The following is a 25,165-nucleotide window of genomic DNA, read 5'->3' as shown; positions in this document are numbered from 1 at the left end:
AAAGCCTTGTTCATCAAGGCTTTTTTTATCCTTTTCCCATGAAACGTTTTTGCTTATTGTCTGGATCTATTTTAGCTACACTTTCCGTAGCCATTGGTGCCTTTGGTGCTCATGCTTGGAAAGCCTATTTATTATCCACACAACGTTTAGATACCTTTGAAACAGCCTCTAAATATCAAATGTACGGAGCGCTAGCTTTATTGCTATTGGGTATATGGCAAATCAATTCTGGAAATCGCTTTTTGAAATTAGCCTCTTATCTCCTGTTAGCTGGAAGTATTATTTTCCCAGGTGCTTTGTATTTGATATGCATCACCCAACAGAACATGTGGGGAGCTGTAGCCCCTATCGGCGGGCTTGCCTTGATTTTAGGATTTTCTTGTATGGCCATGGCAGCCTACCAAAAAGCTTAATGACGCATCACCAGCTCTAAACTACTCCAAACAATTTCACCCATCGTTTTACAGTTCAAAAAACGATCATCATTATAATGTCGCGCTAATTCCAAACGTAATTGCTCCATATTTTCAACAGGCGCAATATCATCCTTGGCCATCACTGTCATCAAATCATAAACCCGTTGACTTTCCGATTTCAGTCGACTTGCAATCATCGACCTTTCTTCAATTTGGTATTGCCAAACAGATTCGGGTGTCATAAACTTCATTCCCAATTCAACAAGGCGATTATTTTGTTTAAAATACTGTGGCAAATACACGGATCGCTTTCCCTCATAACATTGTTGATCAAAATCGATTGGTCTAATTCGATAATAGATATCATCAAAATCTGGGGTCGTTATCACCACATAATTCGTACTGTGCATATCCCCTAAAAGCTGTACCAAACAGCGCTCATTGAACTTGACAAATTCCTTGGCCAAACGAATGGGCGACTCTAAGTCATTCTCCAAGTCTTGCTTCAAAAAAACATCCCCAGGAACACCAGCGATATGCTCCTCCACCAAGGTATTGTCATAAGTCACGTAATTAATCCGGTTGGGAGAAAGAATATGCTCTAGTTCCAAACCATATACCCGAGAAGCATCAGCCACTTTGATGTAGAAATAATCAAAAATATCATTGACCTTATTAACGATACGTATCCGAAATGGATGCGTATTCCCATAAGTACAATAGTCGACCCGATCGATCACCAAGTGCTTAATGACTCCCTCATTACCATCCGTCTTTAAATCTGCATAAATATTTTTTAGAGATTCATGTACTTCTTCTTGATCCGCTGGAGAATAAAAAACAGTTTCCCATAAGGTATCATGACCATTTTTATCATATAAAGTGATGGCGTTATCATAGCGAAGTAAATCCTGGTAGCTAATATTCATTGCATGCTCGCGACCATACTTATGTAAGTAGCGCCTTAGCTGATTATTTATCCGATACAGGTTTTTCTTCCTAGATATTAATGCCATTATTCTTCTATAAAATCCAACGATTTACCAAAAGTCTCTTTCAATTGACTTACAGACCAAATCGACAATCCGAAACATAAAGCTCCCACGATTGCCGCTGAATTCACCATGCCAACATTAGGTATCAAAAACTTAAACAATAAGCTAATCGGAATCAAAGCTCCACGAACAAAATTAGGGACAGTGGTAGTCACTGTCATCCGTAAATTAGTTCCGAATTGCTCCGAAGAACTTGTCAAAAATACAGCCCAATAGCCTCCAAAGAATCCCAATAAAGTAATCATGATATTTCCATAGACTACAGAAATGTCTGACATCGCATATAGGAAATAGATAGTCAAAATCCACGCAATGATTAAATAGGTCATAACAGCTTTATTTCGACTTTTTAATACCTGACTTAAGTAGCCACTAGCAAAATCCCCCACCGATAAGCCTACATAACAATACATGATCGCATCTCCCCCCGTTATAACACCTTTTAAACCCATACCTTGTAATAGTTCAGGAGAAGAAAAAACTAAAATACCGATGATATACCAAATTGGAAGCCCCATTAAAATACAATACAAGTATTTTTTAAAAATATTTCTATGAGAAAACAATTGGAAGAAATTTCCTCGCTTAACATCCTTTTCTAACTCCAAAAACATGCCCGACTCAAAAGTCCCTAAACGTAAAAGCAACAAAGCTAATCCCATGCCTCCTCCAATAAAATAACATGTTCTCCACCATTCAGGATCCGAACTGAAATTGGAAACAATAGGCGCAAAAATGGCCCCTGATGCACCCACTCCGGCAATAATCAAAGTTCCTATTCCGCGTTTGGAAGGTGGTAAAGTTTCATTAACCAAGGTTATTCCTGCTCCCAATTCCCCTGCCAAACCAATTCCTGCTAGAAACCTCAACCAGGCATAAGTATCTAAATCATGAACCATTCCATTGAAGGCATTTGCCACGGAATACAATAAAATAGAACCAAATAAGACCGATTTCCTACCTTTTTTGTCTCCATAAATCCCCCACAAAATACCTCCTAATAACATCCCTCCCATTTGAATATTCATCAGGTTTAAACCTTGATTCAATAATTCAGGCCCTACAAGACCTAAACTTTTTAAACTGGGATTTCGAACTACTGAAAATAGAATTAAATCATATACATCTACAAAATAGCCTAGGGCTGCCACAGCTATTAAGAGTTTAGCTTTAGAACTTAGTTTTTCTTCTATCATAGGTTTAGGTAATTAACGAGAAAGCATATCCGAACGATGCGAATCTAATTTTAGAAATATAAACAATAGTATAGTAAATGACCAAAGAGATGAGCCTCCATAACTAAAAAAAGGTAAAGGAATACCAATGATGGGCATTAAGCCAATGGTCATACCAATATTGACCAAAAAGTGGAAAAACAATATTCCAACAACTCCATATCCATAGGCTCGCGCAAATCGGGACCGCTGCTGATCAGCTAAATACATCAGCCGCCATAAAAACACCATAAACAAGACGATCACCACCAGTACACCAAAAAATCCTTGCTCCTCTCCAATCGTACAAAAAATGAAGTCCGAACTTTGCGCTGGCACAAAATCAAATTTAGTTTGAGTCCCTTGAAGGTAACCCTTGCCCCAAAAACCTCCCGAACCAATAGCAATTTTGGATTGGGTTAGCTGATATCCCAAACCTCTAGGATCAAATGATGGGTCTATCAACACTTTTATTCGATTCCGCTGATGTTCTTTTAAGACCTTATTCACGGCAAAGTCAACCAAAAAAACCATGAACATAATCCCTACAATAAATAAAGCTGCTTTAATATAGGTTTGCTTTAAGCGCTGAATATAAATGGGAGAAAGACCAATGATACCTCCAGCAATGACAATTAAAGAGGCTAAAATAGTCCAGGGACTCAGCAGCAAAGCTGACACAAAAATCGTGACTGACCCAATGAATAAACCGGGATATTCTCCTGGTAAACCTTCCCGATAAAGTAAAATCAAAAAGGAGGCAAATACCAATGCTGAACCCGTTTCATTGGAGGCAATAATTAAAATCATGGGTAATCCAATGATGGCTGCTGCAACCCATTGATTTTTCCATTTAGATAAATTCACTTGAGGTTCATTGATGTATTTAGCCAACAATAAAGCCGTCGCCGTCTTAGCAAATTCAGCAGGCTGAATAGTGATAAAACCAAATTTAAACCAAGAATGAGATCCATTTACAGTGACTCCTAAAAATGGCACTAGAATTAGCAGACCAATAAAACTGGCATATATGATGGGGGCAAAGGCCTCAAAAAACCGAAAATCAATGGCAAAAATACAAATGATGAGAATCAAACTTGTACCAATCCAAATCAATTGTTTTCCCGCATTGGAATCATAAAACGCAGCATCAAAAATCGAGATATGCGTCTCAGGATTATATACGGCCGAATAAATATTCATCCAGCCCGCTAACACAAATAATGCATAAAGGGATATGGTAATCCAATCAACTTTACTCACTAATTGGTTTTGATTACTCATTTTAACGTATCTTTTTTAGTTTTCTGAGGTCTAGGGCCTGTAACAGATAACACATTTGGAAGATAGCTTTTATTCATGAATTTCTCTTCCACCGCCTTTCTATCAACTTTACCTTTCAAATATTTCTCAATAATTAGCGATGCGATAGGTGCTGCCGCAAAACCACCAAAACCAGCATTTTCTACAAAAACAGCAATGGCAATTTTGGGATTATCCTTTGGGGCAAAAGCAATAAACACGGAGTGATCTTCGCCTTTAGCATTTTGTGATGTTCCTGTTTTTCCACACATCACAATATCCGGAATTTTACCGTCACCCCCCACCGTTCCATGCAACACGGCATCTTTCATTCCTTCAATCACTACCCCAAAATGCTTGGCATCAATTCCCACAGAAACAGGTGTTTTATAAAATGGATCAACCACTTTTTTATCTCCGATCGCCTTCACTAAATGCGGAGGAATGTACCAGCCACGATTGGCAATAATGGCAGCGACATTGGCCATTTTTAAAGGATTTACGACCAATTCTCCCTCACCGATACTCAAAGAATAAATATTGGAAAACTTCCAAGTATTTTCTCCCTTGTACACTCGATTGTAATATTCAACATTGGGCAAAATACCCTTTTTCTCATTTCCTAAGTCAACACCCAACTTCCTCCCAAACCCAAAATTAGCCACTAATTCCGACCACCGCTGCAAACCTTGAGCCGATCGCTCGTAGGTATTACCTTGAGTATCCTCATACAAAATTTTTCGAAATGCATGATAAAAATACGGGTTACAAGACCACTGAATGGCATTATGCAAATCATTGTGCGACGTATTATGTGAGTGGCATTTAACTGGAGCGCCTGCATGCGTAAATACACTAGCTGGTGTGATGATACCTAATTGCAAACCCACTAAAGCTTGAATCAATTTAAAGGTAGAACCCGGTCGATAATACGCAGAAGGTGGACGATTCAACAAAGGCTTCATGGGATCCAAAGCCAGATCTCGATAATATTTAGAAAAATTTCGACCGGCCAATAAACTTGGATCATAGGAAGGTGCTGAAACCATGGTCAGGATTTCTCCCGTGGAAGGCTCAATGGCCACAACTGAACCGACTTTATGTTGCATTAAACTATCAGCATATTCCTGTAATCGGATATCAACCCCTGTATATAAATTTTTACCCGCAATAGGTTGGATGTCCAAACGCCCCTCTTTGAAATCTCCCTTTTCTACTCCATTACTATTAACCATTCGATACTTTACGCCCCTTTGGCCCCGCAAATCTTCCTCATAAAAACTTTCTATCCCAGAAACTCCCACATAATCTCCCTGGCGATAATAATCGTCTTTTTGATTCTGCAAGGAATTGGGATTGATCTCTGCCACATAACCTAATGCGTTCGAAAAAGCCTTAGATTGATATGTTCTGAAAGCTGTCGTAGTAAAGGTAAACCCAGGAAAATCAACCATGGCATCTTGAACTCGAGCAAAATCCTCTTTCGATAAATGCTTCAAGAACAGAAATGGCTTTACTCGAGAATAAGCTCTAGCTTGCTTACAAGTAGAATCAAAATAAGACCTAGTAATTCCGAAAAGCTGACAAAATTGTAAGGTATCTCGCACATGTGCTTTACGAGGAGTAATGTACAAATCGTACACGGGTGTATTGTAAACAATCAGTTTATGATGGCGATCATAGACTTCACCACGAAAGGGTATTTGAATGATTTTACGGATGGCATTGTTGTCTGCCGCCTTTTCGTAACTATCATCAATCACTTGAAGGAAAAATAGCTTCCCCAAAAACACCAATCCAATGATGATAAAGAACAACAAAAGAATTTGTCTGCGACCCTCGAACACGGAAAAATTGAGTTAATATGGAAAATCTCAGCAATTTACAGAAATATATCGGCTTATAAATCGCGCTAATTCGCAATTATTTTGGCAAACTACGAATCAATCCCACCATGGAAATAACAATAGAGCCTAAAGAGAAAACGATGGTCAACCAAGGCTTTTCCATATGAAAAAATCCATCTAAATACCTCCCCAACCAAACACCCAATAAGATGGTCACCAACATTTGAAATGCCGCTCCAATGTATTTTTGGTAAGAGTTCATCCGTTTGAATTAAATTAATCGTAAAGCCACGCTAAATTTATCCCTTTTTCGTTGAGATAAATTGTAAATTTGAACAATTTTGGTTTCCTACATGATTAAACGATATTGGCTTCTTGGTTTATTAGCCCTAGTGAGTGCTTGTTCTCAACAAAGCACAAAGCCAGCTGCCGTTGCCTTTCATAACCTGAATGCCAAATATAATGCTATTTGGCAAGCTGACCGCTTGAAAAAATCCTTACAAAAGAAGTTTTGGGAAGAGCATAAAGAGGATTATAAATCAATGCTTCCTATCATACCTGCCATTGATTCCACCTTTGGCCAACAACATGCAACTGATATCGATTTAGTCATCAAGAAAGCTTCATTGGTGATTGACCGTCACCAAAATTCCCATTTTGTAGATGATGCCTACACACTGATAGGTTGGGGTCGCTACATCAAAAAAGACTATAAAAATGCGTTAGAGACTTTCAAATTTGTTAACTCCATTGACAATGACCCACGTTCTCAAAGCACGTCTTTGATTCATCTATACCAAATTTATATCCATCAACATGATTTCACTTCCGCAGAAAAAGTAGGTGAATTCATTCAAAGTTTGGACCTTAGTCAAACGCAGAAAAACAATTATTTACTTTCTAGGGCATATTACCACCAGAGTAAAAAAGAACTGATTCCGACCATTGCTCTATTGGAAGAAATCATTCCTTCGCTTTCATCTGGAGAAGAAAAAGCTCGACTTTACTACATTTTAGGTCAACTATTTGAGTCGCAAGGCAAGAACCAATTGGCTTTGGAAAGTTATGCCAAAGTAAAAAAATCAAAGGCTAGCTATGAATTACAATTCCATGCGACTTTAGCCGTACATCAGTTAAACAATGCGCCTGAAGAATTGGAAAAAATGATTCGGGAACCTAAAAATGAGGACCATGTCCCTGCCTTATACGCTGCCTTGGGAGAAATCTATTTTAAGAATAAGGAATTCGATAAAGCTAAAGAATATTGGACCAAAGGAGGTAAAAGTGGTAGCGATCGAGGAGAACTTTATTTACAGTTGGGAAATCTCTTTGCGAAACAATTAAAACGCTTTGATGATGCCGCCAAATACTATGATAGTGCTGCTACTTACATGAGTCCCAACCATGCAGCTTACGCAAGTACGCAGAAACTAAAAACAACATGGTCTACTTATTTACAATTAAGTAAAGCAGTTAGTCAAGAAGACTCTTTGTTGAAATTAAGCAACATGTCTCTAGCAGAATTAACTGACATGTACCAAAAGACACAAAAAAAACAACAGAGAAAAGCGGATTCCATATTGACTAAAAATATACCCGTACAAAACACGGTTATTTTTACTCGTAGACCTGCTAGTCCAGAACAACAAAGTTTTTACTTTAACAATGACCAAGCTAGGATTCAAGGTCAACAAGAATTTAGCAATAAATGGGGATTAAGAACTTTAGAAGATTTTTGGAATCGTAAGAATAAAAACAATAATCTGACGAATCGAATTGTAGATTTAACTCAAAATACGAGTAATGCTTCGTCTGAAAACATAAAAGCTTCCAACGACATTCCAGTTTTAAGTGATTCCTTACAAATTTGGTTAAATACCATTCCAAAAAGTCCTGCCCAAGTTTCTCAAGTGAAAAAACGGGAAGAAGATGCCTTATTTGAGCTTGGAAAATTTGTTCGACTTGAATTAGGAGAAAAAGAACAAGCCAGCATTTTATTAAAAAAATTATTGACGAATTACCCAGGTACTAGTCATGAAGCCGAGGCTCTATATCTGTTATATTTAAGTAGCGACAAAGATTCTCCCGCACAAAAAAACTATAGAAGCCAATTATTTGACCGCTTCCCTACGGCCTATTTCAAGCAATTGATTTTGAAAATTGAAAATGGAAGTTTAACAGAAACAAATGAGCTGGCGGCACAAAAAGCCTATGAGTTAGCCTATGGACAATTCAAAGCCAATAATTATTCCGAAGCTTCCCGACAATGCCAGCAAATTTTACAACAATTCCCGGGTAGTAACTTAGAAGATAAAGTCGTATTTTTAAAAGCGCTTTGCTATGGTGGGTTAAAAGAATTCACTAGCTACCAAGATAATTTAAAAAACTTCATTCTGGCTTTCCCGAAAAGCCCATTAACAACAGAGGCAGAAGCTTTATTGAAAGCCTATACCAAAAATAAAAACTAACATGTTCGAATTTGAAGAGGGAAAATATCTAAAACTGATTCGATTTACGTATAAATTTCTATTAGGCTCAACGCTGTTTATAGTCTTATTTATCACTGCCGTCAATTTCAATTTCCTTTGGTTATTTGGCGGAATGCCTAGTCTCTATGAATTAGAGAACCCAAAAAGTCAGGAAGCTTCCTTACTCATTTCAGAAGATGGACAAGAAATAGGTAAATACTTTAGGGAAAATCGTAATCCTGTGGAGTTTGAAGATCTGTCTCCTACCATTATCAACACCTTAATGGCCACTGAAGATGCCCGATTTACAACGCACTCGGGTATCGACATGCGATCCATGATGCGTGTGGTTTTAAGTCTGGGGACATCTGGCGGCGGTAGTACCATTTCACAACAATTAGCCAAAAACTTATTCCATACCCGTTCTGTGGAGTTTGGGGAAGATGACCCACTTTACATGGGTCTACTCATGAAGATTGGAGGTTTAAAAACGGCCATTGCTAAAGTCAAGGAATGGATATTAGCCATCAAATTAGAAAGACGCTATACCAAACAAGAAATCATGGCGATGTACCTTAATGAGGTAAGCTTTGGCAATAATGCCTATGGTATACAAGTGGCTTGTCGGACCTATTTCCAAAAAGATGTAAAAACAGTTAGCTTACCAGAAGCCGCTACCCTAATTGGTTTACTCCAAAACCCATCATTATATGACCCGAGGATCAGACCTGAAAAGACCCTAGAAAGAAGAAATGTTGTGCTAGGGCAATTGGCCAAGTACGATTATGTCCTCGAAGATGAAGCACGAACAATGATGGAAAATCCTTTGAACCTAAAGTTTAAGGTAGAAAATCAAAATACAGGCGCCGCACCCTATTTCAGAGAAAGCATTAGAAAGCAGATTTTATCGGTTATCAAAGAAATCAATGCCGATCGTCCTGAAGATCAGCAAATTAACTTGTATACTTCAGGATTACGCATCTATACCAGCATCGATTCCCGCATGCAAAAATATGCCGAAGAGTCCATTCAGGAGCATATGAAAGCAGAACAAAGCTTATTCTATTCCCATTGGAAAGGTAGAAATCCTTGGGTGAACGAAGAAATGAAGGAAATTAAAGGTTTCCTAAAAGATGCTATGAAACGCACAGACCGTTACCGCGAGTTGATGGCTGCTTATAATAACGATGAATTTAAAGTTTGGGAAGAGCTCAATCGTAAAGTAAAAATGACGGTATTCTCATATCAAGGGGATATTGATACCACGATGAGCTCCATGGATTCTCTGAATTACTACAAGCGTATATTGAATTGTGGTTTTATGGCTATGGATCCCACCAACGGCCACGTGAAGGCTTGGATTGGAGGAATCAATTATAAGTACTTTAAGTTTGATCACATTACCCAAAGTAAAAGACAACCGGGTTCAACTTTCAAGCCCTTTGTTTATGGTGCTGCCATTGAAAATGAGATTGCTACTCCATGCGATGAGTTAATTGATGAGCCTGTGACATTCGGAGAGGAAGATGGCTTAACCAATGGAACATGGACGCCTCAAAATTCCGATGGAAAATATAGCTATGAAAAGCTAAAATTAAGAAGAGCTATGGCCTTATCCATCAATACCATTTCTGCCAAATTAATGAAAGAAATGGGGCCTCAAAAAATTGCTGAATTTGCTCATAAAGCTGGAATTTCTAGTCCTTTATATGAAGGCCCATCCCTTTGCTTAGGAGCCTCTGAAGTTTCTGTATATGAACAAGTATCTGCCTACAGTACATTTGCCAATGGTGGAGAGCGAATTGAGCCTATCTTAATATTAAAAATCACCGATAAAGTAGGTAATGTACTTCGTGAATTCTCTCCAACAGCTAAAGCTGCCATTAAACCTGAAACGGCCTATCTCATGACCTACATGTTACAAGGTGCCGTGCAAGAACCTGGTGGAACAGCAGAAGGATTAAAAAGAACGTCCATTGTATCAGGAAATGAAATTGGTGCCAAAACGGGAACGACTTCCAACTTCTCGGATGGCTGGTTCATGGGTGTTACTCAGAAACTAGTGGCAGGTGTATGGGTTGGTGGAGATGACCGAAGCATCCACTTTAGATCATTAGCGCTAGGCCAAGGTGCCAAAATGGCCATGCCAGCCTATGCCAAATTCATGGAAAAAGTTTATTCCGATCAAACATTAGCCATTGAAGGGTATCGAAAAATGCCTTTCCTTAAGCCTGAAAAATTTGTATTCGATTTCACTTGTAGTGGTAAAGTAGGCATAGATTCTACCGCTGTCCCAAATACCAATGTCCAATAACATGCGATTAATTGCCGCCTTATTTCTTTTCTCTTCTGCATTTATTTCTTGTCGACAAAGTGCTGAAGAAAAAAGTGAAGCTCTAGCTAAAGAGACTTGTTCTTCCTGCCATAAATTTCCAGATCCTTCTTTATTGGATAAAAAAACTTGGAAAGAGGGAGTATTACCTGAAATGGGCTATCGACTTGGCATTGGAGACCGCTTCCAATTAATGACTCGAATATCCGAGGAGCAATACCAAAGTGCCTTAGCCATGGATATCTACCCACTAGATCCCAAAATCAGTGAAGAAGATTGGCAATCCATTGTAGATTATTATGTTAAAAATGCCCCAGAGAAGCCACTTCCGCAAAAACAAAGAAGCCCAATCAGTACCTCTACTCTGCATTTTAAAGAAGAGTCATATATTTCTAAAAAAGACCCGTTTGGAGTTGTTATTTCTCTTCGAATTCATCCCGATAAACCGGAAGTTTGGGCAGGAACCCGTAACCGTTCTTTATGGGTTTTAGATGCCAATAAACAGATAAAAAATACCATTGAAACACAGAGTCCAGTTGCTCTTACTCAAATTTTAGCAGGTAATCCCTACCTATTGGCCATTGGTAAAATGTATCCCAATGATGAGAAAATTGGAACCATGTATGGAATCAATCCACAAGGCAAAATGGAAGCTGTGATTGACTCATTAAAACGTCCAGTGGATGTTCAAATTAGTGATTTCAATAGTGATGGGGTACAGGACTTTGTGATTTGCGAATATGGTTTTGAACGTGGTCAATTAACCTGGATTGATGGCAAGAATAAAAGTAAACATCTCTTAAAAGCACAAGCTGGTGCACGCAATGTGGTCATTAAAGATTATACAGGCGATGGAAAACCCGATTTGTTGGTATTAATGGCACAATCGCGTGAAGGTGTATCTTTATTTATCAATAAAGGCCAAGGTATTTTCGTAGAAAAACCCTTACTTCAATTTGACTCAGTTTTTGGAAGCAGCTATATGGAAGTGGCTGATATGAACAAAGATGGTTATGATGACATCATTGTTTCCAATGGAGATAACGCAGATTACTCTCGATCAAAAAAGGCTTTTCATGGAGTCCATGTATACTTAAACGATGGTAGAAACAACTTCAAAGAAGGCTATTTTTACCCATCTTATGGCGCATCTAAAACGGTAGCAAGGGACTTTGACCAAGACGGAGATTTAGATTTGGCGATGATTGCCTTCTTTGCAGAAAACGATAAAGGACACAATGAAAACTTTCTATATTTTCAAAACCAAGGAAATATGACCTTCCAAGTCAGTAATTTAAATATCGGAAATGGAGGGCATTACATCTGTATGGATGCGGGAGATGTAGATAAAGATGGAGACATCGACATCGTTTTAGGTAATTACCAATTCGGTGCAGTGAAACCAGGAACCAAATTGACTCCTGGACTTCAACTGACCTATTTCAAAAACTTAATTCGCTAAACTGGCTCCTTTCGGCACAAAACCCTGAGCTGAAGCACTTTGGCTCAAGTAAGAAGAACCATAGCTCCAGTTTACTTTTTGTTTCTTACCCAAGAATTGGTAGGTAAAATCCTTTGCTTCTTTTGCTAAAGGAACAAAACTTTTAACAGGCTTAAAGACGTGCATTGCTCCTCTATTTTGTAAAGCAATGAAACCTAACTGATCTTTACCCAAGCGAATACTAACCAATGATTTGGCATCGCTTGGCACAAAAAGGCCCGCATTCTGCTGATATTTAAACTTACCTTTTCCATCTCCTAATAAAACTCCACCATTCGAGGCATCGTATCTCCCAGTTGAAACTTCATTTCCAAAATTATTTCCAACAAATAATACATCTAGATATCCATCTTGATTGATATCGATCACTTGCATACCATTCATGGCTGAAACTTGGGCCATAGCTGGAAGCTCATGTACTGCAAATTTTCCTTTTCCTAAATTCTCGATGTAAACGGAAGCATTCTCGATAAAGGATAATTTAGATGATTTCTTCTTTTCTGCATCTGTAAATAGGTTCTCCTGTTTGGCTTTACCAAAGTCTTTGTAATACACATAACGTGCCCTTGTGGCATTCAACTGCTTATGTGTATCATCCTTACCAAACAAAGGATAAGATTCGTACAAACCTTTGGGACCTTGGAAATACACAAATGGAAAGATATCATATACTCCATTTCCGTCTAGATCCCCATGGACAATTTCCACTGGCTGTTTGCTATTCGCTCGTAAAATGGTGTTTTTACCCATATTCCCAGCAATGAAATCCATATCCCCATCTTGATCAAAATCCGCACTAGTGATAGATGCCCACAAGCCTGTATATTTCTCTAATCCAGTTTCACTCAATTTTTTCAATTTAGCTTTCTGGTTTTCAAATATTTGAATGGGTAAATACTCCCCAGCTAATACCAAATCCACCCAACCATCTTGATTCACATCTGACCAAATGGCATCACAAATTAATGACTCATTCAAAAGTTCAGGAGCCCAATTTGCCGTTTGATCAATAAATTTAATTTGACCAGGTTTAGAATCATTACGTAATAATCGAGAAATGGTACCTTTCGGATATTCAAATGGAACATTTCGTCCACTAACAAATAAATCTAAGTCCCCATCCCGATCAAAGTCAATGGATCTCACGGCAGAATTACTCTCTAAGAAAGTAGGCAATGCCTGAGTATCCAGGGTGAAATTTCCTTTACCATCATTCTTATATAGAACATCCTGAAAACTTGGTGAATTAGCCTTATCTTCTGCTCCCCCTCGAGTAATATATAGATCTAAATCTCCATCACGATCAAAATCCGCGAGTAAAGAACCTAAATCTTCTCCCATCTTTTTGGGTTGGTCGATAGCGCCATCCAAAGTTTTAGATACAAATTTGCCATTGGCTTGTTGCAAATAGAATTGTCCTGAATAAAACTTAGCCCCTCCAACAAAAAAGTCTTCTAGTCCATCCCCATTAACATCTCCCACCGAACAGCCTGGCCCTAATTGAGATAGTTTAAAAGGAGTCAATATTTGAAAGTTAAAATCAACGAAATCGTATTCATTATGTACATCCGTTACATTCAAACTGGCACTTATATCTTCTAATAGAGGTTTTTCTTGGTCAAACATCGATTGAATTGGCAATTTAGCATCCCCGATTTTGACAGTCAATACTTTATTTTTACCCGGATTTTTAATCACTTGCATCGAATCATTTGGCCAGAAAATCCGCATTTCTTTTATCGCGTATTTTGAACCTAGACCAATATGCGCTACAGTCTCTACACTCGATAGATACCCACGATAAGGTGTATTTTCATAATAAAAGCGAGAACCATCGGCAAAAACACCTTCAATTTTAGCCCCTATTCCCCACACATTTTTACCTTTTCCTTCAAACTTAACTCGTAAAAACTGTGCTTTTTCTTTGTCTTGATCAATCGTATTATTTTTATAGACAAATGCCTCGTCATTAATATTATTAACGACATAATCTAAATCACCATCATTGTCTAAGTCGCCATAAACAGCTCCATTGGAAAATGAGGCTACATTAATTCCCCAATTAGCACTAACATCATCAAATTTCAGGCCTCCCATATTTTTAAAGGCATAATTATTGATTTTAATGACTGGTAATTTTTCTAACATGATAGATTCTGATGTCAAACGTTTAGATTCCGCCTGATAAGACATGAAATCTCGGTCCGTAACATCCTTAGGAAATCCATTGGTGATCAATAAATCTCGGTAACCATCATTATCAAAATCAGCTAAAGATGGGCACCAGCTCCATTCTGTTTCAGCCACACCTGCCATCAAACCTATTTCTTGGAATGGATAAGGTTGACCGTTGGCTTGTTTCCCTGCATTCAATTGCAAAGTATTCCGCATATATTGGTAGGTATAACCATAGGTATCGCTATTCAAATATGTTTGATAATGATTTCCTGGAGCTAATTGTTTTTTACGGTCATTACTTTTAGGAAGCATATCCAAGGCAATTATATCGGCCAGTCCATCATTATTAATATCGGCCACATCATTCCCCATGGCACTTAAACTGGTATGTTTAAAATACACCTTAGATTGATCCGTAAAAGTCCCATTCTGATTATTGATATATAAAATATCATCAGATACATAATCATTCGTCACATAGATATCTGGCCAATTATCTTGATTAATATCACAGATATTGATTCCCAAACCAAAACCTTCCAAGGTAATTCCGGCTTCTTTCGATACATTGGTAAAAACAGGGTGTTTCATTGTATCTGACCAATCATTTCGGTACAAACGATCCGTATTAGGATAAGAACCATCTGTAACTTTTGGACGAAAAAGCGATGGGAATTCGGTGATTTTATCCGTTAATACATATAAATCTAAATCTCCATCTTTATCATAATCAAAAAATGCAGCGTGTTGACTATGTCCAGAATCATTGATGCCATATTCTACGGCCATTTCTTTAAATGTAGGAATCCCATCTTTAATGCCTTGGTTAACAAAAAGCATATTTTCCCGGTCTTTGTCAGCATTTTTTAAGGTCACAGAAACATACACATCCAGCAATCCATCTCCATTGATATCAACCACACTTACACCCGCACACCAACGGTTCTTAGTATCTATTCCAGCTTTCTTAGATACGTCTTCAAACTTCATCTCTCCTTTATTGAGGTACAAAGTTCCATTGGCTTGATTGCCTGAAAAGAACAAATCCAATAAACCATCATTATTAAAATCACCCATTCCAACCCCACTTCCATTGTAGAGGTATTCATACTTCAAGATACTCAACGTGTCGTTTTCGACAATTTGATTGGAAAAATGAATGCCTGTTTGATCACTAGGCAGTAGTTCGAAGGTAGTTTTACTTTTACAAGAAATAATTCCTAAAAAAAGTACACTTAAATAAAGTAGTTGTCGAGAATTCATCATTTTATAATTGCTAGGCTAAAATTAAAAAAGGTGGGAACAAGTTCCCACCTTTTCAAGAATTAAATCAAACGATTAATAACCAGGATTTTGCTTCAATAAAGTAGATCCTTGGATATCAATTTGAGCTTGTGGGATAGGAAGATATTCCTTACCTGTAGTGAATTTAGCTCCACCAAACATAGTTACTAAAGTTTTACCTTCGTAATCTAAGTAAGCTTGTAATACTTTAGGTGCATCACCCCAACGAACTAAGTCGAAGAAACGGTGACCTTCTGTAGCTAATTCCAACATACGCTCCATTTTAAGTGCTTTCATTGCCTCATCTGCACTAGCAAATGCTGTATAAGGAGCAATGACGTAATTGGCTTCTAAAGCACCTGTTTTCAAGTTTTTCACAAAACTTGCAGGGTTAGCAGCACGATTACGAACTTGGTTGATATAACCTAAAGCAGTTGCTAAGCTTCCACCACCTTTGATTTCAGCTTCAGCAGCCATTAACAATACATCCGCATAACGAATGATGTTGTAGTTAAGAGTAGCATAACCACGTGTCCAACCAGAACCATCAGTCAATGTATTTTCCTGAGATTTGTAGTATACATATTTCTTAGGAGAATATGGACCAGCATAAGTTTGGTCACGAATCCAGTTTTTACCAGGGTGCTCGATCCAGTCTAAGTATTGAATACCACGGCGACCGATAGTGTGGTCAATACGTGGATCCAAAGGACCGTTATCTTCAGTAAATGGATCACTTGAAGCTACTTTATAGTCATGCTTTACTGCATTTTCAGGTGCATTATAAGCAGGAGCTCCATTCGTTTCAGTCAACAATGGTAAACCATCCTTAGTACGGTATGAGTTAGCCAAAGAGAATGAAGGCTGGAAGAATCCGCAGCAGTTACCTGGACCATCAGTACCCGTGTTATAAGGGTAGTTCAATACGTCGAAAGCATTTGAGTTAGTTACACTACCTGAATTCATAGAAGACTGAATTGCAAATACTGCTTCTTCGTTGTTATCATTCTCAGCATTGAATACATCTTGGAATCTTGGCACCAAGCCGTATTTCTTGCCATTGGTAGTTTTACCACTAGCTACAACTGTAGTGAAGATAGCTTTTGCTTCAGCAAATTTTCCTTGGTATAACAAAGACTTACCTAAGTAAGCACCTGCTGCCCATTTATTTGCACGACCAGCTGAAGACTGAGTTTCAGGTAGGTTGTCATATGCAAATTTGAAATCTGCGTCAATTTTACCCCAGATATCAGGAGAGTTTCCAACTTTCTCAATGCCTTTACCATAATCCATTGTTTCATCAACATATGGAACTGAGTTGAATAAACGCTTCAACTCAAAGTAAAAGTGACCGCGTAAGAAACGAGCTTCCGCTATGATACGAGTTTTATCTGCAGCAGAAAGAGCTTTAGAATCATTCGCTAGATTAATAGTTCCATTTGCACGCGCAATACCTTCGTATTTTGCTTGCCATGTACCATTAATATCACCAGATACAGGAGATGACTCGTAACGTTGAATTGGGTTAATCGCTGTAAAGTCACCCGCATCCGTTCCTTTGTTGTTCTCTCCACCTAGAATCGAACCCCATAACCAGTTATTAGATGCTGCTACTTGTGTAAAGTTTTTTGCAGCTAAAGAAGAGTATGCTCCAATCAAAGCACCCTCAACACCAGCCTTAGAAGTTAATTGTGCCTGAGCCAATGAACCTGTAGGCAAAACCTCTAAAAACTGATCTTTACAAGCGAATGTCAAGGTAAATGCAGATGCACTTACTAAGGCTAATCGTTTTAAAATATGATATTTTTTCATTTTATTTTAATTTAAATTGGCTTTCGCGGATTAAAATGACAAGTTGATAGCAGCGTTGAATGAACGAGTAACTGGATAGTTACCTACGTCAATACCAAAACTAGTATCGGCTGCACCACCTACACCAGGATCTAAACCTTTGTATTTAGTGAAAGTCAACAAGTTATTAGCAGAAAGAGTCAACTTAGCACGCTTGATACCAAGCTTAGAAGAATATTTAGAAGGAATGTTATATCCTAATGAGATATTCTGGAAACGGATGTAGTCACCGTCTTCTACGTACCAAGAGTTCTCAGCACCACTGGTAGAAATATTAGATGCTGATTCCCAAATTGGAGCCTCTGCACTATTTCCTAAAGCTGGAGTCCAAGATTGCTTAGCGCGCTCTCCTTTACCTGAACCTTCAAATGTTCCGAAGAAATCAGTAAACCATTTAGATTGGTTCCAGATTTTGTTACCTGCAGAAGCATAAACATACATGTTCAATTCAAATGCACGGTAAGTTAAACCTACGTTGATACCACCAGTATAAGTTGGTACTGGAGAACCTAAATAAGTACGATCCTCTGGAGTGATTTTACCATCACCATTCATATCAGCATAACGGAAACGACCAACACCTGCACCTGATTGAGAAGGAGCACTTGTCACCTCAGCAGCTGAATTGAAATATCCGATTACTTTATAACCATAGAAAGAAGACAATGAACGTCCCACTTCCATACGGATTGGAGTAATTCCACGGAAACCACCACCTGTTAAGTTAGTAATACCCGGAGCAAATGCTACGATTTCGTTTTTCAAGAATGAGTTATTGAAAGTCAATTCGTATTTCAACTCATTCGTAATGTTACCACGGTTGATCACCTGGAAGTCGATACCTTCGTTACGCATTTTAGCTACGTTAACTGATGGAGCTGAAGCGTTAGTTCCAACAACCGCAGGAAGTGGTACGTTGAATAACAAATCACGCGTATCTTTTCTCCAGATATCAAATACAACTTCCCACTTACCATTTAAGAAAGTAGCATCAAAACCGATGTTAGTTGTTTCTGAAGTCTCCCACTTAGCAGCTGGGTTACCAATACGTGAACGGATATATCCTTCGTTAGCACCTGAGCTCTGACCATCGATTGGATAGTAAGAAAGATCACGGCTAGCAGCATATAATGAATATTGGTTAGCTGGGTTTACGTTATTTGAGTTACCCATTTCACCCCAACCTCCACGAATTTTCAAATCCGTGATTGCAGGAAGATCCTTCATGAATTCTTCTGAAGTCACACGCCAAGCTGCAGAGAATGCAGGGAACACACCATAACGGTTTTGAGCTCCGAAACGAGATGAACCGTCACGACGAACAACTGCTGTTAAATAATACTTCTCGTTGAAGTTATAATCAGCTTTACCGAATAATGAGTAAAAGTTAACACCGCTAAATAAACCTGAGTTAACTGTTGGAGATTGAACAGCGTTCAATGTAACGAAGTCTAAGTCCATCGAGAATGGGTTGATACCTCTTCCCGAAATACTACGACCACGACCTGTATTCAATGATTCTAAACCAGCTAAAGCTTTGATACCGTGCTTTCTCCACTGATATTTGTAAGCTACTGTATTAGAGAATACCCATGCAAATGAATAACCTGAACCTTCAGAAAAACTGTCAGAAGCTTCTGGCTCTGAGTCTCCTAAGTACTTATAGTTATAATCTACAAAGTATGAATTGTTGTATTGACCTCCAATACTTGATTTGATAACTAAATCCTTGATTGGCTCAACCTCAACATAAACATTACCTACTGCGTTAGCATTGTAGTTTTGGTCATTAATTTGGTTAGTCAACAATGAACGAACTGGGTTACGTGGGTTGTTGAAACCAGCAGCTTTTGTCGAAGCAAAACTACCAAAATCATCATAAACAGGAATAACTGTTGGCATACGGTAAGCAGATAAGATTACTGACTCATCACCAGCAATACCTAAACCACCATTACCACCTGATTGACCTCTCACTGAACGGTAAGTGAACTGTAAGTTCTCTCCAATTCTAACATGCTTTCCTAAGTCAAACTCAGAGTTGAAACGAGCTGAATAACGACGGAAATCATTCTCCAACAAGATACCTTGTTGCTCTTGAGCTGATAAACCAATGTAGAAACGACCATTGTCTGTTCCACCGCTGAATCCTAAAGAGTGACGTTGAGTACTACCAAAACGAGTAATCTCATCATACCAGTTAGTACCAGCTAAGTTAGGACGAATCACAAATGTTGTTCCTGGGCTAGCAGCATATGCCGCTTGTGCAGCAGCCATATCTACAGCACCTCTAACTCCATTTTGTCCATTAAAGTGCAAATATGTTGGTAAAGTAGCTTGTGCTGATGAACCGTATTGAGGGTGAGAATAAGAAACTGCCGTTCCGTTAGCAGCCGCATTGTTACGGTATGCTACGTGAGTCCAATCAGCTTGCTCTTGTGGAGTTAACATTTTTGGAGCTCCTCCTACGTTAGGATCTGTACCACCGTACAATCCATCATAAGTAATTTGCAAAGGTTTTTTTCCTTTATGACCACGCTTAGTAGTATAAACGATTACACCATTAGCAGCACGAGCTCCATAGATAGAAGCTGCAGCCGCATCTTTCAAAACTGTAGTACTTTCAATATCATCTGGTGATAAGAAATCCGTAGATCCTACGGGTACTCCATCAACAATGTACAATGGTTCGTTACCACCGAATGCACCAAAACCACGTACACGAATGATACTGTTAGTTCCTGGCTGACCATTTGTAATCAATGTAACACCGGCTACACGACCTTGTAATTGTTGTTCAACGTTTCCTGAAGGGGCAATTTGTAAATCTTTTGCTTTAACAATAGATGCTGCAGCAGTGGATTCTTTTTTGTTGGTTACTGAATAACCTGTTACGATAACTTCGCTCAATTGGCTTACATCTTCATCTAATGTAACCGAAATAGAGGCTTGTGAACCTACAGTAACTTCTTTTGTTTTGTAACCTACTGCAGAAATGGATATTACTGCGTTTCCAGATTTAACTGAAACCGAGAATGCACCATTCACATCAGTAGTGGTTCCTGTATTGGTTCCTTTTACCAATATACTCACGCCCGGGATACCTTGTAAATCAGTACCAACCACTTTTCCCGAAACCTTACGGTCTTGAGCAAATGACGCAAAGCTCCCAAGCACCATAATGGCAAGCAATAAGAAGCTTTTGAAAATTTGATAATAATTGTGTTTCATAAGTAATAGTTGATTAATTATTTATTTAAAATTATGCGTTTGAATAATCGCCATTTTTTAAACCATCAGACCTCCTTTCATTTTAAAGTATTTAAACAATTTGTAGAACTGGGACATATTCTTTAAAAAATACCAGAAGTCAGAATTCAAATGCATGCCATTTGCCTTTACTTTAGATATAATTCTTCTAAGAACTCAACTATCCTACACTGTCCTATGGTGCAGGATACTCCCAAATATGTATAATTCAATACTTATCTGCAAATATTAAATGCAATTTTTTAGTGGTAAAGTATTATTTATAGGTATACAGCCTAAAAAGGCAATATATTATATTACAGTGATACAATAGCACTGTGTTAAGTTTCCATTATATTATGATTATGAGTTAATGGCACAAGTGCCTTAACTTTTGTAGCAAAAAAATAAACTAAAAAAGCAAATAAATAACCATACCAAAACAATAATTCTTAGAAAAATCCAATTAAGTCAATATTCAAAATGAATTTGCTAAATTTGACCAATGAATAGCTTCGACCCCAAAAGCATTTTGCCTACACTTCCAGAAGAACCTGGTGTATATCGGTATTTTGATGTACATGATACAATCATCTACATAGGGAAAGCCAAAAACCTTAAAAATAGAATTAGTAGCTATTTCGTCAATCCTAAAAACCACGATACAAAAACGAGAAGGCTAGTCCAACAAATCTGCCGATTAGAATTCACCATCGTTCACTCTGAATTTGACGCCCTTCTATTAGAAAACACCCTAATCAAGCAATTTCAACCTAAATACAATATTCTACTGAGGGATGACAAAACCTATCCCTTTATTTGCTTGAGCCATGAACGTTTCCCCCGCCTTTTAACTGCCAGGAGAATCGATCATAAAATGGGTACCTATTACGGTCCCTTTGCCAACCCCAAATCCATGAATGCCTTATTGGAAATGTTGCATCAACTCTTTCCACTCAGGACATGTTCTTTGACTTTAAAACAAAGTGCTATTGATGACGGGAAATTTAAAGTATGTCTAGAATACCACATTGGTAATTGTAAAGGACCTTGCGAAAATTTGCAAAGCGAAGAAGACTATTTACAATACATTGAACAAATCTCCCAAATCCTGAAAGGTCACTACCAAAAACCTAAGCAGTTTTTTGTAGAGAAAATGCAAGCTGCCGCAGAAAAATTGGCCTTCGAACAAGCTCAAGAATGGAAAGAAAAATGGCAACTGCTCGAAAATTTCCAAGCTAAATCGACCGTGGTTAATCCTGCCATTCATGATGTCGACGTATTTTCTATTGTTTCAGATGAACAACTTTCGTACATCAATTTCATGAAAGTAACTAATGGAACCATCACGCAGTCGCAAACTTGGGAAGTTAAGAAAAAATTAAACGAAGAAGAGGCCGATGTCCTGACCATGTTAATCTGGGAAAAACGAGATGAATTCCATAGCAGTGCCAAAGAAATCATTTCCAATATTCCCATGGCAATTGAATTCCAAGGAGTTAAAAATACTCTTCCTCAAATGGGAGATAAAAGAAAGTTGCTCGACATGTCATTAAAAAATGTCTTGTACTTTAGGAAAGAAAAAGCTGACCGAAAAGCTGCGGAAGAAAGTGGAGGAGACCGAAAAATGCGTATCCTTCTAACACTCAAAAATGATCTTCATCTAAGTAAATTACCTCAGAGAATTGAATGCTTTGACAACTCCAATCTTCAAGGCACCAATCCCGTCTCAGCCATGGTCTGCTTTTTGCAAGGTGTGCCTGCCAAAAAAGAATACCGACTCTTCACGCCTAAAACCGTAGAAGGACCTAACGACTTCGCTACAATGACAGAGGTCGTTGGCCGAAGGTATTCCCGCTTATTGGAAGAAGAAGCTGAACTGCCAGACCTAATAATTATTGATGGAGGAAAAGGCCAGTTGAGCGCTGCTTGTGATGCGCTAAAAGCTATTGGAATATATGGACAGATTCCCATCATTGGCATAGCAAAGAGATTAGAAGAAATCTATTTTCCAGAAGACAGCCTTCCTTTATACATCGACAAAAAATCCGAATCACTTAAACTTATTCAGCAGCTTCGAGATGAAGCTCACCGATTTGGCATTACTGCTCATCGAAATAAACGCAGCAAAAATTTTATCGTGAGCCAATTAGAAGAACTAGATGGAATCGGAAAATTGACCGCCCAAAAACTTTTGAAAAAATTTGGCACGATAAAAAATATCGATGAGGCTCCTATGGAAGAATTAGAAAAAGTATTGGGAAAAATGAAGGCCTTAAGCCTGAAAAATCAAATCAAAAATTGGGTTGATTAAAATCTGGATTTTTCTGCTCCTAAATCAATGTTCTTGAATTGACGATATACTTGTAAAATGATAGCCAATGCTATGGTCATTTCACATACACCAATCACCAAAACAAATACTGAAAAGACCATTCCTTGCATCTGATCATCTTGTCTTGAAAAAGCAATCAAATTTAAATTAGCAGCATTCAGCATCAATTCAATTCCCATCAAGACAAATATCATATTGCGCTTAAGCAACATGATGCCTAAACCTAACGAAAACAGTAAGGCACTGACAATCAAAAAATAGCTTAAAGGAATATCATTCATGGTGTTTCGCTATATAAGTTGCCCCCACTAAAGCTATCAAAAGAAATACTCCCGCCAATTCAAATGCAAAGGAATATTCGGTCAATAACGCCAAACCTAAATGTGTCAATTTTGATGAACGTTGTATCTCCCCCGATGCGATACTAAAAGATGACATGGACCTAGTTAAGATAACGATTAAACCGAGAAAAATAGACAGACTAATAGATAATGCCCAAAATCTCCCTGATTGTTTTGTCCATAAATCATTTTGAGTCTCGGATACATTGGCTATAGGATTTTGGGTTAACATAATACCAAAGAGAATTAAGATCAACACCCCTCCTACGTAAATGAGTAAATGTGCTACTGCCATCACATCGGCATAAGCCATCACATATAAACCTGCCAAGCCTAACATACACATAAACATGGCTAAAGCAGCATGCAATAGATTTTTTGTCCATACCATAGCCAAAGCACTTGCGCTAGTCAATCCTGCCAATACCAAAAAAGAGACTATCATTGGATTCATGATTCTGTGGTTGGCGGCTTTGGTTTAAAACTTGGTTTAAATACAGGCTTGGCCGCTGGTTTTATTTCTTCTTCCTTAGGCTCCTCTGAACTAGCTTCTGTCTTAGGTTTAAAGCTTGGCTTAAATGCTGGCTTAGCCACCGGTTTTACTTCTTCTTCCTTAGGCTCCTCCGCACTTGCTTCTGCCTTTGGTTTAAAGCTAGGCTTGAAAGCTGGCTTAGCCACTGGTTTTATTTCTTCTTCCTTAGGCTCCTCCGCACTTGCTTCTGTCTTAGGTTTAAAGCTTGGCTTAAATGCTGGCTTAGCCGCTGGTTTTACTTCGTCCTTGGGCTCCTCCACACTTGCTTCTGCCTTAGGTTTAAAACTAGGTTTGAAAGCTGGCTTAGCCACTGGTTTTATTTCTTCCTCCTTAGGCTCCTCCGCATTAGTTTCTGCCTTAGGTTTAAAGCTAGGCTTGAAAGCAGGTTTAGCCACTGGTTTTATTTCTTCTTCCTTGGACTCCTCCGCATTAATTTCTGCCTTAGGTTTAAAGCTAGGCTTGAAAGCTGGCTTAGCCACTGGTTTTATTTCTTCTTCCTTGGATTCCTCTGCACTAGTTTCTGTCTTAGGTTTAAAGCTAGGCTTGAAAACTGGCTTAGCCGCTGGTTTTACTTCGTCCTTGGGCTCCTCCACACTTGCTTCTGCCTTAGGTTTAAAACTAGGTTTGAAAGCTGGCTTAGCCGCTTGTTTTACTTCCTCTGTTTTTAGCTCCCCTTGGCTAGCTGCTTGTTTCATGGCTTCTTTCTCTGCCACAAACTGCTCATACAACTGTTTCTTTTCTGCTGCTTGCTCAGGACTTAGATTAGCAAAAGAAAAATTGTGTTCTTTGACATCAAATACCGAAAAATCATATTCTGATGTCATGGTTAAGCATTCGGTCGGACAAACTGTAGTGCAAAGCCCACAAAAACAGCATTTCGACATATCAATATCGAATTTAGCTGCATACAAACGTATCGGGGAGCCATCTGAAGTATAACCAACCAAACCCGTAGCTTTAATGGGTTCAATCTCAATGCAATCCACGGGACAGACCTTCACGCATTTATCACAGACAATACAATCGTCCATTTCATTATGCAACTGATATCGCCCATTGACAGGTGCTGGGATTTCTTGATGTGGGTATTGTAAGGTAAAAACACCGTCGTTCGACTTAAAATAATCAGGATCTTGGACGTTCTGAATTGTTCTTTGTTTCCTTGCATTCCAAGCATGCTTCCAAGTTAAAGCCAAGCCCTTCCGCGTACTTGTGATAGCGGATTTAATGTTTTGGAAATAAAGAGCGATAGCCGACATG

16 protein-coding genes are annotated in these 25,165 nt (G+C 38.4%); 5 read left to right on the top strand and 11 right to left on the bottom strand.

Annotated elements, in window-relative coordinates; all coding sequences use genetic code 11:
* The first annotated feature begins 38 nt into the window (after positions 1 to 38).
* Positions 39 to 413, top strand: coding sequence for a DUF423 domain-containing protein (locus tag EWU22_RS04475; protein ID WP_109322160.1), 375 nt, complete (start codon positions 39 to 41; stop codon positions 411 to 413).
* On the opposite strand, the gene EWU22_RS04470 is transcribed toward EWU22_RS04475, so the two are convergent.
* The 5 genes from EWU22_RS04470 to EWU22_RS04450 all read right to left on the bottom strand — a co-directional run bounded on the left by EWU22_RS04470 (position 410) and on the right by EWU22_RS04450 (position 6,096).
* Entirely contained in the window at positions 410 to 1,432 is a 1,023-nt protein-coding gene (locus tag EWU22_RS04470; protein ID WP_109322159.1) for a hypothetical protein, read from the bottom strand. The two genes, EWU22_RS04475 and EWU22_RS04470, sit on opposite strands and share 4 nt — an antisense overlap.
* The gene (locus tag EWU22_RS04465; RefSeq protein WP_130924583.1) at positions 1,432 to 2,667 is read right to left on the bottom strand and encodes an MFS transporter; all 1,236 of its coding nucleotides are present in this window, start codon (positions 2,665 to 2,667) and stop codon (positions 1,432 to 1,434) included. Before EWU22_RS04465 ends, EWU22_RS04470 begins: the two co-directional genes overlap by 1 nt.
* A gap of 12 nt (positions 2,668 to 2,679) precedes the next feature.
* Entirely contained in the window at positions 2,680 to 3,969 is a 1,290-nt protein-coding gene (rodA, locus tag EWU22_RS04460) for a rod shape-determining protein RodA (protein ID WP_130924582.1), read from the bottom strand.
* Positions 3,966 to 5,807 (bottom strand): penicillin-binding transpeptidase domain-containing protein, encoded by a 1,842-nt coding sequence (locus tag EWU22_RS04455; RefSeq protein ID WP_231962715.1) that lies wholly within the window; start codon positions 5,805 to 5,807, stop codon positions 3,966 to 3,968. Before EWU22_RS04455 ends, rodA begins: the two co-directional genes overlap by 4 nt.
* 103 nt (positions 5,808 to 5,910) lie before the next feature.
* Positions 5,911 to 6,096, bottom strand: coding sequence for an AtpZ/AtpI family protein (locus EWU22_RS04450; protein ID WP_130924580.1), 186 nt, complete (start codon positions 6,094 to 6,096; stop codon positions 5,911 to 5,913).
* Between the two features lie 91 nt (positions 6,097 to 6,187).
* Between EWU22_RS04450 and porW the strand changes: the two genes are divergently transcribed.
* Genes porW through EWU22_RS04435 form a run of 3 tightly spaced genes read left to right on the top strand, consistent with a single transcriptional unit; the run spans position 6,188 to position 12,096 of the window.
* Positions 6,188 to 8,302: a type IX secretion system periplasmic lipoprotein PorW/SprE gene (gene porW / locus EWU22_RS04445; protein ID WP_130924579.1), complete on the top strand. Its 2,115-nt coding sequence runs from the start codon at positions 6,188 to 6,190 to the stop codon at positions 8,300 to 8,302.
* 1 nt (position 8,303) lies between these two features.
* Positions 8,304 to 10,616 carry a penicillin-binding protein 1A gene (locus EWU22_RS04440; protein WP_130924578.1) on the top strand — a complete coding sequence of 771 codons (2,313 nt, stop codon included), beginning with the start codon at positions 8,304 to 8,306 and terminating at the stop codon, positions 10,614 to 10,616.
* Between the two features lies 1 nt (position 10,617).
* Positions 10,618 to 12,096 (top strand): FG-GAP repeat domain-containing protein, encoded by a 1,479-nt coding sequence (locus EWU22_RS04435; RefSeq protein ID WP_161566788.1) that lies wholly within the window; start codon positions 10,618 to 10,620, stop codon positions 12,094 to 12,096.
* On the opposite strand, the gene EWU22_RS04430 is transcribed toward EWU22_RS04435, so the two are convergent.
* The 3 genes from EWU22_RS04430 to EWU22_RS04420 form a co-directional block, all read right to left on the bottom strand.
* On the bottom strand, positions 12,085 to 15,579 hold the full coding sequence (locus EWU22_RS04430; RefSeq protein WP_130924576.1) for a VCBS repeat-containing protein: 3,495 nt from the start codon (positions 15,577 to 15,579) through the stop codon (positions 12,085 to 12,087). The genes EWU22_RS04435 and EWU22_RS04430 overlap by 12 nt on opposite strands.
* A gap of 72 nt (positions 15,580 to 15,651) precedes the next feature.
* Positions 15,652 to 17,409 (bottom strand): RagB/SusD family nutrient uptake outer membrane protein, encoded by a 1,758-nt coding sequence (locus EWU22_RS04425; protein ID WP_130924575.1) that lies wholly within the window; start codon positions 17,407 to 17,409, stop codon positions 15,652 to 15,654.
* A 30-nt stretch (positions 17,410 to 17,439) separates the two neighbouring features.
* Positions 17,440 to 20,679 carry a SusC/RagA family TonB-linked outer membrane protein gene (locus EWU22_RS04420; RefSeq protein WP_130924574.1) on the bottom strand — a complete coding sequence of 1,080 codons (3,240 nt, stop codon included), beginning with the start codon at positions 20,677 to 20,679 and terminating at the stop codon, positions 17,440 to 17,442.
* 523 nt (positions 20,680 to 21,202) lie between these two features.
* Here EWU22_RS04420 and uvrC point away from each other — a divergent pair.
* Positions 21,203 to 23,011, top strand: coding sequence for an excinuclease ABC subunit UvrC (uvrC, locus tag EWU22_RS04415; RefSeq protein WP_130924573.1), 1,809 nt, complete (start codon positions 21,203 to 21,205; stop codon positions 23,009 to 23,011).
* Here the strand turns inward: uvrC and nuoK are convergent.
* Genes nuoK through EWU22_RS04400 form a run of 3 tightly spaced genes read right to left on the bottom strand, consistent with a single transcriptional unit; the run spans position 23,008 to position 25,164 of the window.
* On the bottom strand, positions 23,008 to 23,313 hold the full coding sequence (gene nuoK / locus EWU22_RS04410; RefSeq protein WP_109322147.1) for an NADH-quinone oxidoreductase subunit NuoK: 306 nt from the start codon (positions 23,311 to 23,313) through the stop codon (positions 23,008 to 23,010). The two genes, uvrC and nuoK, sit on opposite strands and share 4 nt — an antisense overlap.
* Complete coding sequence (locus EWU22_RS04405; protein WP_130924572.1) at positions 23,306 to 23,827, bottom strand: NADH-quinone oxidoreductase subunit J family protein; 522 nt, start codon at positions 23,825 to 23,827, stop codon at positions 23,306 to 23,308. The genes nuoK and EWU22_RS04405 overlap by 8 nt, the downstream gene beginning before the upstream one ends.
* Positions 23,824 to 25,164 (bottom strand): 4Fe-4S binding protein, encoded by a 1,341-nt coding sequence (locus tag EWU22_RS04400; RefSeq protein ID WP_130924571.1) that lies wholly within the window; start codon positions 25,162 to 25,164, stop codon positions 23,824 to 23,826. Before EWU22_RS04400 ends, EWU22_RS04405 begins: the two co-directional genes overlap by 4 nt.
* Position 25,165: the final 1 nt, after the last annotated feature.

This window comes from Aquirufa nivalisilvae, from assembly GCF_004307455.1.
Classification (GTDB): Bacteria; Bacteroidota; Bacteroidia; order Cytophagales; family Spirosomataceae; genus Aquirufa; species Aquirufa nivalisilvae.
The sequence above is the reverse complement of the archived record's forward strand: the minus strand, read 5'-3'. Positions and strand labels throughout refer to the sequence as shown.